The organism is Pseudomonas sp. GW456-L13, assembly GCF_017350115.1.
GTDB classification, from domain to species: Bacteria; Pseudomonadota; Gammaproteobacteria; order Pseudomonadales; family Pseudomonadaceae; genus Aquipseudomonas; species Aquipseudomonas jessenii.
Genome location: NZ_JACNAS010000001.1, coordinates 1,419,621 through 1,433,537, shown reverse-complemented (window position 1 = coordinate 1,433,537; position 13,917 = coordinate 1,419,621). Strand labels below are relative to the sequence as shown.

General features: G+C 56.1%; 13 protein-coding genes, 1 tRNA gene and 2 pseudogenes. 10 read left to right on the top strand and 6 right to left on the bottom strand.

Annotated features, from left to right (window positions below; translation table 11 throughout):
- The first annotated feature begins 68 nt into the window (after positions 1-68).
- The gene (locus J4D25_RS06430) at positions 69-791 is read left to right on the top strand and encodes an amidotransferase (RefSeq protein WP_057715731.1); all 723 of its coding nucleotides are present in this window, start codon (positions 69-71) and stop codon (positions 789-791) included.
- A gap of 100 nt (positions 792-891) precedes the next feature.
- On the opposite strand, the gene J4D25_RS06425 is transcribed toward J4D25_RS06430, so the two are convergent.
- The 3 genes from J4D25_RS06425 to J4D25_RS06415 form a co-directional block, all read right to left on the bottom strand.
- On the bottom strand, positions 892-1,863 hold the full coding sequence (locus J4D25_RS06425; RefSeq protein ID WP_057715730.1) for a magnesium and cobalt transport protein CorA: 972 nt from the start codon (positions 1,861-1,863) through the stop codon (positions 892-894).
- 159 nt (positions 1,864-2,022) lie between these two features.
- Positions 2,023-2,745 (bottom strand): 1-acyl-sn-glycerol-3-phosphate acyltransferase, encoded by a 723-nt coding sequence (locus tag J4D25_RS06420; protein ID WP_057715729.1) that lies wholly within the window; start codon positions 2,743-2,745, stop codon positions 2,023-2,025.
- Between the two features lie 214 nt (positions 2,746-2,959).
- Positions 2,960-3,649: a crotonase/enoyl-CoA hydratase family protein gene (locus tag J4D25_RS06415; RefSeq protein ID WP_057715728.1), complete on the bottom strand. Its 690-nt coding sequence runs from the start codon at positions 3,647-3,649 to the stop codon at positions 2,960-2,962.
- 308 nt (positions 3,650-3,957) lie between these two features.
- Here J4D25_RS06415 and J4D25_RS06410 point away from each other — a divergent pair.
- Positions 3,958-4,047, top strand: a tRNA-Ser gene (locus J4D25_RS06410).
- Positions 4,048-4,568: 521 nt separating this feature from the next.
- On the opposite strand, the gene J4D25_RS06405 is transcribed toward J4D25_RS06410, so the two are convergent.
- Both J4D25_RS06405 and J4D25_RS26935 read right to left on the bottom strand, forming a co-directional pair.
- Positions 4,569-5,600, bottom strand: a complete 1,032-nt coding sequence (locus J4D25_RS06405; protein WP_057715727.1) for a DUF4062 domain-containing protein — start codon at positions 5,598-5,600, stop codon at positions 4,569-4,571.
- Positions 5,601-5,895: 295 nt separating this feature from the next.
- Positions 5,896-6,126: pseudogene (locus tag J4D25_RS26935) on the bottom strand (site-specific integrase); the annotation flags it as partial.
- A 1,018-nt stretch (positions 6,127-7,144) separates the two neighbouring features.
- Between J4D25_RS26935 and J4D25_RS06400 the strand changes: the two are divergent.
- The 8 genes and pseudogenes from J4D25_RS06400 (at position 7,145) to J4D25_RS06365 (ending at position 10,420) form a co-directional block, all read left to right on the top strand.
- Positions 7,145-7,798, top strand: coding sequence for a hypothetical protein (locus J4D25_RS06400; protein ID WP_131726883.1), 654 nt, complete (start codon positions 7,145-7,147; stop codon positions 7,796-7,798).
- Positions 7,799-7,814: 16 nt separating this feature from the next.
- Positions 7,815-7,991: pseudogene (locus tag J4D25_RS06395) on the top strand (6-aminohexanoate hydrolase); the annotation flags it as partial.
- On the top strand, positions 7,988-8,308 hold the full coding sequence (locus J4D25_RS06390; protein ID WP_057715723.1) for a YbjQ family protein: 321 nt from the start codon (positions 7,988-7,990) through the stop codon (positions 8,306-8,308). The pseudogene J4D25_RS06395 and the gene J4D25_RS06390, both read left to right, overlap by 4 nt.
- Before the next feature lie 146 nt (positions 8,309-8,454).
- Positions 8,455-8,643 (top strand): hypothetical protein, encoded by a 189-nt coding sequence (locus J4D25_RS06385; RefSeq protein WP_057716647.1) that lies wholly within the window; start codon positions 8,455-8,457, stop codon positions 8,641-8,643.
- Positions 8,644-8,954: 311 nt separating this feature from the next.
- The gene (locus J4D25_RS06380) at positions 8,955-9,323 is read left to right on the top strand and encodes a hypothetical protein (protein WP_007988063.1); all 369 of its coding nucleotides are present in this window, start codon (positions 8,955-8,957) and stop codon (positions 9,321-9,323) included.
- 167 nt (positions 9,324-9,490) lie between these two features.
- Entirely contained in the window at positions 9,491-9,904 is a 414-nt protein-coding gene (locus tag J4D25_RS06375; protein WP_109790620.1) for a YMGG-like glycine zipper-containing protein, read from the top strand.
- A gap of 16 nt (positions 9,905-9,920) precedes the next feature.
- Positions 9,921-10,103 (top strand): hypothetical protein, encoded by a 183-nt coding sequence (locus tag J4D25_RS06370; RefSeq protein ID WP_057715722.1) that lies wholly within the window; start codon positions 9,921-9,923, stop codon positions 10,101-10,103.
- A gap of 107 nt (positions 10,104-10,210) precedes the next feature.
- Complete coding sequence (locus J4D25_RS06365; RefSeq protein ID WP_057715721.1) at positions 10,211-10,420, top strand: hypothetical protein; 210 nt, start codon at positions 10,211-10,213, stop codon at positions 10,418-10,420.
- 55 nt (positions 10,421-10,475) lie between these two features.
- Here the strand turns inward: J4D25_RS06365 and J4D25_RS06360 are convergent, their stop codons facing one another.
- On the bottom strand, positions 10,476-13,808 hold the full coding sequence (locus J4D25_RS06360) for an RHS repeat-associated core domain-containing protein (RefSeq protein WP_057715720.1): 3,333 nt from the start codon (positions 13,806-13,808) through the stop codon (positions 10,476-10,478).
- Positions 13,809-13,917 lie beyond the last annotated feature (109 nt).

Genomic DNA, 13,917 nt, shown 5'->3' with positions numbered 1-13,917 from the left:
CCTTGTCACAGCGTTTCAAGGCAGGCTCTGGGGTGTGCATTATTCCCATCACGTGTCAGGTATTTTTTATGTCGTTACGCATCTGCATTCTGGAAACCGACCACCTGCGTCCGGAATTGGTTGACCAATATCAGGGCTACGGGCAGATGTTCAAACACCTGTTTTCGCAGCAGCCAATTGCCGCCGAGTTCACGGTCTACAACGTGGTGCAGGGTGAGTACCCAAGCGACGACCTGACGTTCGACGCCTACCTGGTGACGGGCAGCAAGGCCGACTCTTTCGGCACCGACCCGTGGATCGAAACCCTCAAGAAATATCTGCTGACCCGCTACGAGCGCGGCGACAAGTTGCTGGGCGTCTGCTTCGGTCATCAGTTGCTGGCGTTGCTGCTCGGTGGCAAGAGCGAGCGTGCGACCCAGGGTTGGGGCGTCGGCACCCACAATTACAAATTGGCCGCCAAGGCGCCGTGGATGAACCCGGTGCGCGAAGAATTGACGCTACTGATCAGCCACCAGGACCAGGTCACGTCGCTGCCGGAGAACGCCACGGTCATCGCTTCCAGCGACTTCTGCCCGTTTGCCGCCTACCACATCAACGATCAGGTGCTGTGCTTCCAGGGGCATCCGGAGTTCATCCACGATTACTCCCGTGCCCTACTGGAAATTCGCCAGCAGGCACTGGGCGAGCAGGTCTACTCCAAAGGTATCGCGAGCCTGGAACAGGAACACCACGGCACCACGGTTGCCGAGTGGATGATGCGGTTTGTCGCGCACAAGCCAACAGCTGTTTAAAACCTGTAGGAGCTAGCCCTGCTCGCGATGGTCGTGAACGATAACGCGCCAAACCTGACAGCCCGCGGTGCTCTCAGGTTTTTCGCGAGCAGGCTCGCTCCTACAGCCACCCCGATTTCTTGAAGCTCGCCCACAACCCCAGACAACCCACCGTAATAAACCCCAGCACCCCGAAATACCCGTAGTGCCAGCCCAACTCCGGCATGTTCTGGAAATTCATCCCGTAGATCCCCGCCACTGCCGTCGGGAAGGCCAGAATCGCCGCCCAAGCCGCAAACTTGCGTTGCACCACGCTCTGGCGAGAGGCCTCCAACAGCACCCCGACCTCAATCGTCTGGCTGGCAATATCCGCCAGCGTCGTCAGGTCTTCCATCTGCCGCGTTACATGAATCTGCACATCGCGAAAGTACGGGCGCATGTTCTTGTCGATGAACGGGAAGCTCAGCCTCTGCAATTCCTCCCCGATCTCAATCATCGGTGCCACATAACGACGCAAGCGCAAAACATCACGACGCAGGCCATGTAGCTTCTGGATGTCGTAGTCATTGAGCGAGCCGCACAACACGTTGCGCTCCAACTCATCGATTTCCCCGTGAATGGCTTCGCCCATCGGCTGGTAGTTTTCGATCACGAAATCGAGGATGGCATAGAGTACGAAATCTTCCCCGTGCTCAAGCAATAGCGGACGCGCCTCACAGCGCTGTCGGACATGGGCGTAGGACGCTGAGTGACCGTTGCGCGCAGTAATGATGTAGCCATTGCCGGCAAAGATATGCGTCTCGATGAACTCGAGTTTGCCCTCATGGCGGATGGGCGAATACGTCACGATGAACAGCGCATCGCCGAAGGTTTCCAGCTTCGGTCGGCTGTGCTTTTCCAGGGCGTCTTCGATGGCCAGTTCGTGCAGGTTGAACTGGCGTTGCAGGTTGTAGAGCTCCTCGGCGTTCGGCTCTTCGAGGCCGATCCAGACAAAGTGCCCGGGCTTTGCAGCCCAGGCTGCGCCTTCGTCAAGGCTGATATCAGTGACTCTCTTACCGGCGCTATAAACCGCAGCAGCAACAACTCTACCCATGATGGTGGTTCACTTCTTTTGGCAGCTTTCAATTGGCAACGAATGCATTGGCAGTGTGGCTCAGCTTAGCCTTGCAGTGTTTGAGAGTCAGTTAAATCTGCCGAGTTCTGGGCAAAGACGCACAGGCAAAAGAAAACCCGCACCAGGCGGGTTTCTTTTTCAGGCGGCTTGCAGTTGCCGGTCCATCGATTCGATGCATTCACGCATCTGCTCGCGGCACTGGGCGATCAGCAGGGGCATGTCGTCCAGGCTCAATCCAGCGGTGGGAATCGCCGGCAACGAGCGAATCAGGATTTTCCCGCTGCGCCAGCGGTTCAACCGCATGTGTTTGACGTAACTGCTGACGCACACCGGGACAATCGGCACCCCGGCGGCAATGGCCATCTGAAAGGCGCCTTTCTTGAAGGGCAGCAAGTCCTCACCCAGGTTGCGCGTGCCTTCCGGGAAAACCCAGATCGAGGTGTCTTTGTTTTGCAGGGTGTGGGTGGTGGTCAACATCGACTTGCGTGCCTTTTGTGCATTGCCACGGTCGATCAGCACATTGCCGGCCAGCCAGAACAACTGCCCGAACAGCGGCACCCACTTCAGGCTCTTTTTGCCGATGCACACGGTACGACGGGGCACCACGTTGCCAAACACAAACAGGTCATAGTTGGACTGGTGATTGGCGATGATCACGCAGCTGTCGGGTTTATCCATCAACGGCCCGACTTCGGCCTTCACTCGCAAACGCAAAATGCACATGGCCGGCCATGCGTACAGGCGTGCGCACAGGCGGCTGTTGTCCGGATTGAACGGCCGGCACAGGCCGAGCATCACCCCCAGCACACCCGCCACGATAAAGTGCAGGCCCATCAATGACATACGGCACAAAAACAGCATTTACAGGCCCCACCGGGACAAAAGGTGGCGCAGTGTACGGATGTGCACTGTTTTCGGCAATTGCTCCCAGGGAAGTGGGAGATGGTCGATGTTTGAGCTGATGTTTCCGACTGTTTGGTCAGATGCAGCCTAGAGCGGTCACAGACGTTTAACGCAGACATGTATGAAAAAGCCCGACACGACGGTCGGGCTTTTCGTGGCAGCAGATCCGGGCTTAGCCCAAATGCTCCTGATCCTGGATGATCGCGTTGTCCAGGGCCTCCAGCAGCGCTTTGCGCACTTTCAATTTGGTGTTCTTGTGCGCGGTCATGTTGATCTTCTTCAACTGACGAGCCGCCGCCAGTGCCGCGCCTTGCAGTTCTTCAGGCGAGACCACGACATCGAGGAAGCCGGCCGCCACGGCGCCTTGTGGATTGAACATCTCGCCGTTGACCACCGAACGTTGCAACGCCACTTTGTTCAGGCGGTCACGGGCAATCTCGATGCCCGCGTGGTGCATGGTCATGCCGATCTGCACTTCGTTCAGGCCAATGCTGAACGCACCTTCAACGCCGATGCGATAGTCAGCCGACAACAGCAGGAACGCGCCCTTGGCCACCGCGTGCCCCGGGCACGCCACGATCACCGGGAAGGGGTGCGACAGCAGGCGGCGGGCCAGGGTCGAGCCGGCGGTCACCAGCGCCACGGCCTCTCTAGGACCGGCCGTCATCACCTTCAGGTCATAACCGCCAGAGAGAATGCCCGGCTGGCCGGTAATGATCACCACCGCACGATCAGCCACTGCCCGATCCAGCGCAGCGTTGAACTCGGCAATCACATCCGGGGAGATGGCATTGACCTTGCCATTGCTCAAGGTCAGGGTCGCGATACCGTCTTCGAGATGGTAGGAAATCAACTCACTCATGACGCTATTCCTTTCAATAAAGTTGGGCAGACGTTACCCACCGCCGCAAGCCAGGTAAAGCGCCGTGACTGACCCGCCAGTCACCCTTTGCCCGCCCGTCAGGCGCAGCCCGCCGTGCCTGCTGCGCATTCCCCTCTATATAGAAGAGGGCACGAAGCCGGAGATTGGCCGGTTTGCCATGGCCGGGAACGACCGGAAACGCTGAATCGCGTTAACCGCATGAAAATTCTGAAAAAAATGTTTGCCATCGGAAAAGCTTTCGACTACATTAGCGCGCCTCGACAGACAGAACATGTTTGAAGAGATACGGTGAAGTGTCCGAGTGGCTTAAGGAGCACGCCTGGAAAGTGTGTATACAGGAAACTGTATCGAGAGTTCGAATCTCTCCTTCACCGCCACATTCTGCAAACACAAACCCCTGATTTTCCTAGAGAAAGTCGGGGGTTTGTGGTTTTTGGCGTCTGAAAAAGGGCTGTATGGGACCAATATGGGACTGAGGGGAAGTCGTTCATCTCGAAGCCCCTGTCGTCAGGCCTCGGTGTCGTCTACTTAGATTGGGACATCACACCATCAAAGGAATGCGCCGCAAAGCCGCTATGGCGTGTTCAAGCGCTTAATTCGTGAAAGGGGGCAGGAAGCACCGGATTATCGTCAAGCGGTCGGGACTGTCACCCAGGAGGATGGTATGGCCTTCTTTTCAGTGGTTTGTGGCACACCCACCGGAAGGCGCTCCGACCAGGACTAATATAAATAAAAGATCGATGAAGCTAGGGGCTGGAATCGTCCCTAGCTTTGTAGATATCTTGGCTTCGAGTATTTATTCGATTTTTGTTTCTCGTCCACCGACGTACTCTATTTAAGCGGTGTATTGCTTGTTGGCTAGGTCGAGGTTAATTGTTGTAGTCGACTTAAAAAGGTTCTATTCTGTTTCGGTTAGTATCTCGGATGCTTGGATGCCCTCTTCCAGCAATACGCGCCGAAACTCTTTAAGTACTTGCTTGCCTAGCTTAGTAAGAGACCAATAACTTGCGGTATCGCTTACAGAGTGCTTTTTCTTAGAGGGCTCTACGAGTTCTAGTGCAGCAAGGTCGGCAAGAATATCGGTTACGATATTCTTGCCGATTGGGAAGTGTACAACATATGTAGGGCCCTCTAGATGGAGTGCAATATTTTTACCAATGTCTTCGCTGGAGTTTTCGACGATCATATTCTTCGCAACCCAATGGAACACATCTGCAAGCGTTACTTCTTTGAATGTAACATCTTCCCACTTAGGCTTGTCTCTAGTTCTTGCACCTAGATTTCTCTTGTTGGCGCTAAGAATTCGAATTGCCGAACGAACCTCGTCAACTTGCATATCTTCTGCTTTCTTGATTTTCTCGATCTGCTCTCTGAGGCTAGCATTCTCGCTACTCAATCGTGTCAACTCTTTTGTAACTTCAGCGCCAGTGACTTGGTCCGCTCTAATCCATCCAGTTCGTGGGTTTCCAGTGATCGCCTTCATTAAAGAAATTGAGAATTTTCCATGCAAGTCATCTTTTGATGACCAAAAATTTACCAGTCTTGATTTAACTTTTGTCTTGAAATTCGCTAAGCGCTGCTGGGATTTTGTTTCAGTCTCACATCTATCTCTAGGCCATGGGGCAGAGTTGTCAAGAACAAAACCTAGTATGGGAACCCCCTTTTCAATTGCGTAGTCATACTCTTTTTCGGTATAGCCAATTCCTTCTGGCGTCACAGAGCCGTAGCGGTGAGCGACGATCACCGCGTAATAATCAATTTCGTCAATCTGTCTGGCGATGATCTTCCATTGCTCTTCATCTGCTGCGCTGAACATCTCCATTCCAACGGGAATATGACCCATTTCCAAGACTGCTTTTATTACTTGCTCGCGCTCCTCTACGAGATCCTGATAAGTGGAGCTGATGAAAACTTGATATTTTTTAGACATTACTAATCCTTAGGGACATAAAAATTATGTTAGTCGGCAAATAAAAAACGAACTGATTTACTGGCCATTGAATGAAGTGAGCCGACAATAAAGCTAAATGGTACGTTTAAACGCGGCAGTGGGCTGCGCTTGACGATTGGGTGGGGATGTGAGGCAGTCAATGAGGGGCACTATTCCTGCAAATCCTTAGCTGGCGTTTTGCCAAGGCTAGCGTGGGATGCCATCATTTTACAATCCCCATTTTTTAGCGAGAGCTGTGGCCGATGGCTACCCGTTAATGTTGGTGTTCCAACCTCTAAAGATTCAATGCCAACTGCAGCATCCCAACAACATCCGGTCCGTCCTCGTTGATCCACGTACCGTAGTGCTGGCGGATCATATTCCCGTTGGTATGCCCCATCTGCTCGGCGATCCAGTCGATCGAGGCCACTCCGGTAGTCAACAACTGACTGGCGTAGGTATGCCGGCATTGGCCAGGCCCTCGATAGCGAACCCCGGCCGCGAGCAAGTGAGCCTTGAAGAGACGCCCGGTTTACAAGGGCCACGGTTGCGAAAATCAGCTGCAGACGGAGTTTTCGATTTCGGAACTGTTCGCACCAGGTGCGAATCAGTAACCGCCCAGCACAATAGCAAAACAGCTGTGAGGAGCAGCCCGTGCGGCTTTCCGGTGTTCTGTGGTATTGCACAGCATCACCACGAATTTCCTGGCTGTCAGTACCGATTTAGAGGGCGTGAAAAACGCCAAAACGAATGGCGCATGGCCATTTTTTCAGAGGTGGGTTGGGAAAAGGGTAATTTTAGTAAGCGAGGGATCAAAACGGGCCAGAGCCCTTGTAGATCGTGGCTTTCACCCATTACCTCAGAGGGTAATTTAAGGTAAGGGGAAGGGTAATATTTTGTTCAAGGCCATATTTCACTGGGTTTGGTAGCGGATGGGCATTACTTGTACTGAAAGTAATTTTATAACCATTTACTTACCTTATTGTTACCTCTATAAAAACATATCAACTATCTGATTTTATTGGGTTTTTTACGAGTTTCGGCAACTCATTACCAAAATTACCTTTTTCCCATGGCTCAACATAAAACGGGGAAAACACCTGTCACGGCCGTGTTTCACAACCTGACGCGTTTAAACTCTGGGACAACACTGGGACAGATCCTACGCACACTGCCAGGCTGCAGCCCTTGTAAACCGGGAGGGTAGGTTCCGAAAATCGCTCACGGGTAGTTTCGAATCTCTCCTTCACCGCCACATTCTGCAAACACAAACCCCTGATTTTCCTAGAGAAAGTCGGGGGTTTGTGGTTTTTGGCGTCTGAAAAAGGGCGATATGGGAATGTTGCCGGATCATATTCCCGTTCGTATGCCCCATCTACTCCGCAATCCGGCCCCAAATACATCATCCTGCCGATAACCAAGCGAAAACGAAGCAAACGTAACGTCCTTCGCAACTCGCGGAGCTCTCCTACAGCCAGAGCGAGGGTGCCTCGATATGCTGCTTCCCATGCAAAACACAGTTTTGAATAGGGTTTTTCGCAAGAATGAGCATTGAAATAAAGAACATGATCAAGGCTGCCGTGTTGATTTTTGCGGTGTGGCTTGCGCAGTTTCTTGAGCATGAGACTCTGACCGCTTTAATTTTTACGGCTGTACTTTCATGTGGTGCGTATTTTGCTTTTCGCAACCGAAAGAACATCAGTGCTTTTGCAAAGAAATGGCCAAGCTCCCTAGCCTACACAGCAATCGTTTTTTACATTTGTAAAATCGTAGCGGAGAAAACCATCAACGCTACCACTGGAATTGAAGTCGAAAATATCAGGTACGCCTCGACAATCGGTGGTTTCATTTTATCTGTACCCGTTTCACTGCTTTTGATCAGCATGTGCATGCTCGTCTGTTGGCAGGTGAAAGAGTTGTTTGGTGTGCGGATTGGCGCGTCTGTCGAAGAACATGTTCCAGGGCTGAAGATTTTCTTCATCGGGACCCTGATGGGAGCCGGCATGCTCGCTTCATCACAGGTTGATCCCTTAATTCGGTATGCGGTTCTCGCTGACGCGTCCAAGGTCACGACCTGCGGGCCAGTGGAAAATGACGTTGTCTACATCCGAAAAAATCCGGATACCTGTTCCAGGATCCACGTGAATCTTTTCAAGGGCATCTATGACTTCATCGATGTACCTGCGAAATCCAACTGAAAGTTAAATGGCAGGCGGGGCATTCATGGCGCGTGGGGTCCATGGGCAGCGCATTTATGTCGACCCGAAGGCCGAGATGGTCATCGTCCGCTACGCATCCCATCCGGTGGCCAACAACTCGGCCAATGATCCCGTCACTTTGCCGGCGTTTGACGCGTTGGCTGACTATCTGAACAGGAAGGAACACCCATGATCATCACCACGACCCAGTCCATCGAAGGCCGGCAAATTACCGCCTACCTGGACATCGTCAGCGCCGAGTCGGTGCAAGGGATCAACGTTGTCCGCGACGTGTTTGCCGGGATGCGCGACTTTTTCGGCGGGCGTTCCCAGACACTGGAGCGAGCGTTGAAGGAAGCACGCATTCAGGCCACCGATGAGATCAAGGAGCGGGCTCAGGCGCTTCAGGCGGACGCGGTGGTCGGGCTTGATTATGAGATCAGCATGCCGGCCGGAAAGGGAGGGATGGTCGTGGTGTTTGTGACCGGGACTGCGGTCAAGTTGAGGTAAAAGGTGAGAAGCCATTCGTCGGTCACGGGGAAATCCGAACGGCAGGTCCGTTAGTGACCGTCTAGTCTCAAAAACCTTGGCGATCGATATTCCTTCAGGCAAAGGGCTTGCCGCTGTCGATCGCGCTTTTTGAAAAGGGTGGAGAGATGGTTGATCCGTATATCGAGGACGATGGCGCAGAGTTTCCGATCAACAACTCCGTGCGGTGTGGTCAGACCCAGTATGTGGCCAGTTTCGGCGAGGACCAGACTGAGGTCGACAAGATCAAGACCAGGGCGTGCCGGGTACTGAAGGGCAAATTTTTACCCAAGGTGACAGCGCCGGTCAGGAAGTAATCGAACGTCAGGTAGACCCCGTCATAGAGCGGGGTTTTTCATGCTCGAAAAGTTTTATGACAATTTTTTTGAAGGGGGGGATCTTTCACGAACTTTTCACAACACCCTCCGTAATCTCGACTCATCCGTTAGAAAGCAACACCTGGCCCGTTTCCCCAGCGGGCTTTTTTTTGTCCGCGATAAAACCTTTTCGGTAAACGCTGTCCAACCCTCGCCAATCGCGAAGTTGGACCGGTGTGCTGGACTTTATCCGCGCAAAAGCATTCAATCTCGCCCCCTTTTGTGTACCCCCTATTTTTGAGGTTTTTGTCATGCGTTTAACACTGCCCGCTCTGGTTCTGGGGCTTCTGGTTGCTCAAGGTGCAATGGCTGGTGACGGCACTGCCGCGCTGGGCGGTGGCTTGGGCGGCGCATTGGGTAACGTCGTCGGCCAGAAGATGGGCGGCAGCACTGGCGCCGCGATTGGCGCGGGCGTCGCTGGCGCGGCAGGCAGCGCAGTTGCCGCCAAAAAAGGTCATCGCACCAGCGCTGCTATCGGTGGCGGTGTCGGCGCGGCCGGTGGTTCGGTAATCGGCAATAGTCTCGGCGGCAAGTCCGGTGCCACCATCGGTGCTGGCCTGGGCGGTGCATTGGGCGGCGGCGTGGGCAGCAACCTGGCCAATGGTCACAAGCGTCACTGATCCTGATCCAGATTTGAAAAGAGCCCGGCTTGATGCCGGGCTTTTTCATTTATGAACGTTTTACGCCGCAGCAGCTCAAATCTTCCATACCCTGGAAGAATGCGAGGCGTGCCATGAACCCGAAAACCAACGACAAAAAAAACGGAAGCCTGAATGCTCGACTATTGATGGTGCCTGCAATTGTTTTTGGATTGCTGGTCTCTCAGGTGGCGCTGGCGGGAGGTAATGGAGATGCCGCAGTGGGCGGTGGTCTTGGTGGGGTGCTGGGCAATGTTGTCGGTGGCCAGCTGGGTGGCAGCACGGGTGCGGCCGTCGGTGCCGGAGTCGGCGGCGCGGCCGGTAGTGCCATTGCCGCGCCAAAGCGCAGTCGCACCGAAGCGGCGGTAGGCGGTGGTTTGGGCGCGGCGGGTGGATCAGTGATCGGCAACAGTCTTGGCGGTTCGACCGGATCGGCCATCGGTGCCGGTCTTGGCGGTGCAGCCGGCGGTGCGGTCGGCAATGATCTGGGGAGTGATAGCGGCCACTCCCATTCCGGTGGCGGACATAAACATTCGAACAAGCACCACAATAAGCATCACTAGTTGAGCGAGGCATCCCATGACTGCGAAAAGCGAAGACAAGGAAGAAAAGGGGCCGAGCGCACAGCCATCTATAAACGATCCCGGCAATGAAGATCCGGGATCGCTGATGGATGATGCGACGGTACCGCTTAACGATGCTGATGATGCGGGCGATGTGGGGAATATCGAGTTTGAAGATGAGGAAGAGGACGAGGACTGATCGAATCGTGCTGGCGGATTGACCGGTTGTCCAGCTGATCGAACGCGTCCATCGCCCGATCCTCGCCAGGTCGTGGCCTGCACTTCAGGTCACACAAGAGGTGCGATATGAATACTGATCGGAAAGTCCCCGACGTTGATGAAACACCGGAGTATCCGCTGCCGTCGCCTACCGATTCCTTGAGCCGTGACCAACGACCACCGGACGATGATGATGCAGGTGTGGAGCAGGTTGCGAGCGACGACGATGATATAGAGGCCGATCCAGAAGATCGGGACGATGGCGCGGGTGAGCCAGCTAATACAAAGCGACAGTGAAGAACCCTGGGTCCCGATTGCTTCTTTAAAGCGTCGGTCCGAGGGGGGAATCCGGTTAAAAAACTCCCCGGGGCTCTAGTGAATCTCCGCAATACCCGTAATTATTAGAAGGTTTTGGAGAGGGCGCATCAGGCTCTCCCTCATCAACCTTTGCCCTTCCTTGCCCATACGGCACCGAGCATCCCGGCTTGTTCTCCTGCGGGCAATTCCCCCCCAATCCCAATGGCGCCACCCACCCCGTCGGGTTCCGGGTGTACCGATAGGGGTTCAACCCACCGGCCAGCATGACCGGATCCTGCGTCAGATAACGACCAATGTCGGGATGGTAGTAGCGATGACGGTTGTAGTGCAGGCCGCTCTCGGCGTCGAAGTATTGCCCCTGAAACCGTAGAGGCTGTTTGAGTCGTTCGCCGTCGCCCTGGCTCACTTCACGAAGTTTGCCGTGGGCGGTGTATTTGGCCGACCAGACGATAGCGCCGCCGTAGTTGGTCAGTTCCTGCGGAGTACCGAGGTGGTCGAGTTGGTAGTAGAGCGGGCGGGCGTCTGCCCGGCCTTTTCCGTCAAGCAGCGCCAGCGGGCGGAAGCTGCCGGGTTCGTAAACGTAGCTGCGGTAGTGCTCGGGAGCGCTTTCGGCGATGAGCTGGTCGCCTTGCCAGAAGAATTGCGTGGTCTGGCTGTCGATGGTTTTGCGGATGCGCCGGCCGAAGGCGTCGTAGCGGTAGCTGATACTTTTACCGTCCGGGGTGCTGACGCTGATCAGGCGGTGCTGGCTGTCATAGGTGTATTGGGTGACTTGGGGCGGCATGCCGCGGCGTTCGCGGATCAGGTTGCCGAAGGCGTCGTAGTCGTAGTGGCTGTTGCAATGGCGGTGCAGACGGTTGCCCTGGAGCACGAACGGGCCTGGACGGCCACGGATCAGCAGATTGCCGGCCGGGTCATGGGTGAAGTTCTCCGCGAACGGATCGCGGTCGTGGCGTACGCCGGTCAGGCGGTCGAACGCATCGTATTGATAGTGGCGTTGGCCGTGACGGCTGTCGGTAATCTGCAGGAGATTGCCCTTGGCGCTGTAGGCATACTCGCGGCGATACAGCGCTCGTTGCTTTTGGCTGACGCAATGGACCTGCAAGCGGCCTTGCTCGTCATAGGCGTAGTCGCTGAGTAGCAGGCCCTGTTGGCGTTGCTGTTCGCGCCCGCCGACAAAACGGTGGCAGGTCAGGCGCGTGCCATTGAGATCGATGGCAGTGAGGACGCCCCCCTTGGCGTGGTGGTAGACAAGGACGCAGTCGTCCGGAAGGCGCAGCCGCTTGAGCCGACCACAGGCATCGTAGCCGTAACGCAGGGTGCCCCAGCCCTGATGCTCGGTGATCAACCGGCCCTGGCGGTCGTATTCGAACGCCAGCGGATGGCCCTGACCGTCATCGATGCGAACCAGTCGCCCTGAGTTGTCGTAGTGGTACTCGACCTTGATCCCGTCGGGCAGGGTCTTGAGCAACAAGCGCCCGGCGCTGTCGCGTTGGTATTGTGTGACGAGTTGCGAACCGTCGTCGCCGAACTCGGTTTTTTTCAGCAACTGGCCATTACCGTCATACGCATAGGTGGTACGACGGCCATCAAAGCCGGTTTCCTGTCGGATCAATCCGCCAGGCGTGTAGTCCAGCCGATAGGAGTCGCCGACCTCGTTTTCGAACTCGGTGAGCAACAGTTGCGCATGATCGTAGCCGTACTTCAGCGTGCTGCCGTCGGGGTTGATCCGACGGCTGACCAAGTGCAGGTCGTCGGCGTATTCGTAACGGGTTACCCGTCCCAGTTCGTCGGTTTCGGCGGTGACCTGGCCGTAGGCGTTGTAGCGATAGGCACGGCAGGCACCGGTGGGCAGCGTGATCCTGGTCAGTCGACCCACGGCGTCCCACTCATAGCCGGTGACGGCATCGTGTTCGTCCTGCCGGGTAATCCGCCGGCCCAGCACATCGTAGGAAAAAGCACGCTGGGCACCGTCCGGCAAGGTCTCCTCCAACAGTTGCCCCAGGGCGTTCCAGACAAACCGGTGACCGCTCTGATCGGGGAATCGGATTGTCAGCAAGCGCCCTTTGGGGTCGTAGAAATAGCGGGTGATCTGCCCGTCGGGATCGGAAACAGCAGTGATGTCGCCCTGGGCATTGCGCTGACAGGTCCAGGTCGCCTGACCACGGGTGAGGGTGCGCAGGAAACCGTGCCGATAGTTGCAGGTCATGGGCGCCTCATCGGGCGCACGCCGCGCGATCAACCGGCCGGCTTCGTCATAATGGTATTCGGTGACGGCGCCGAGGGCGTCCTGCTCGGCGATCAGGCGACCCTGATCGTCGTAGGCCTTGTGCAACTCACCGCCGTCGGGCCCGACCTGGCGTACCAGGCGTGCGCGGTTGTCATGAACGTAAACCTCTTCGCTACCGTCAGCGTTGTTCACTGTCACACAGCCTTTATCGTCCCAGGCGTAACGTGCCTCCATTTGCGAAAACGAGGCCCAATGATGGATGCAGCGGGCTGCCTTGCCAGAGCGTTCCCACGCCCAGAAGAAACTCGCGCCGCCGGCCAGTTGCCGTTGCAGGATCACGTGCTGCTCGTCGTAGTCATAGCGTTCGCTTTCACCTGCGGCGTTGGTTGCCTCGATCAAGCGCTGGCGGGCGTCGTAGCGGTAACTGACCAGTGTCTGTTCGGTGCGCCAGGTGTTTGCCTCGCAGTCGCCGCGCTGAAACACCTGATAGTCGACGGCCACCAGGTGCTTGACGTCGTAACGCAGCAATAAGGCGCGGTCGGCGCCGTTGTCCAGGCGTTGGATCCGGTCACAGCGGTCCCGTTGCACCGTCAGGCGGTTGCCGTAGGCATCGCTGATCGTGCTGAGCCGGCCGTCATGAAAGTGGTAGAACCGCGCGCGGTGGCCGGCCAGGGCGAGGATCAATTCGTCCGGCTCTTCGCCGAGGTAAATCGCCGCCCGCGACAGGCTGTTGTGGATCACCGGGCGCGCCGCCGTCGGCCGTGGAAAGGGCGTGCGGCGGTTTTCGGGGTCGATCCACAGCACCCGCTCGCTGTGGAGTTCCAGGTGCTGGGACAGCGAATGGCTCCAGCCAAAACCGAGGCCACTGTCGATTTCGACGGCACTGGTGCGATAGAGGCGGGTGAAGTCGAAAGGCAGGATTCCGTCGAGGGTGCCATCGGTCAGGGTCAGCAGTTCTTCACCGGTAACCATCGACACCGGGCCGTTGTGGGTGGCGGTTCGCTCGGCGGTGTCGATACTGACACCATTGGGGTTTTTCGCCTGTCTGGCGGCGTCCTCGTGGCGTTCATGCCTGCCGGGGCAAAGTATCAGGGGACCGCTGGCGGGGCATGCCAATACCTCTTGGGGATCGAACATCTGCTGTCTTTCGCTTGGCGGAATGTGGAGCGCGAAACTCTGCGGGGGATCGGCGAGGAAAGAAGTCGGGAAAGGGTGGCGCTTGCTGTAGGGCTATTCGCTAAATCGC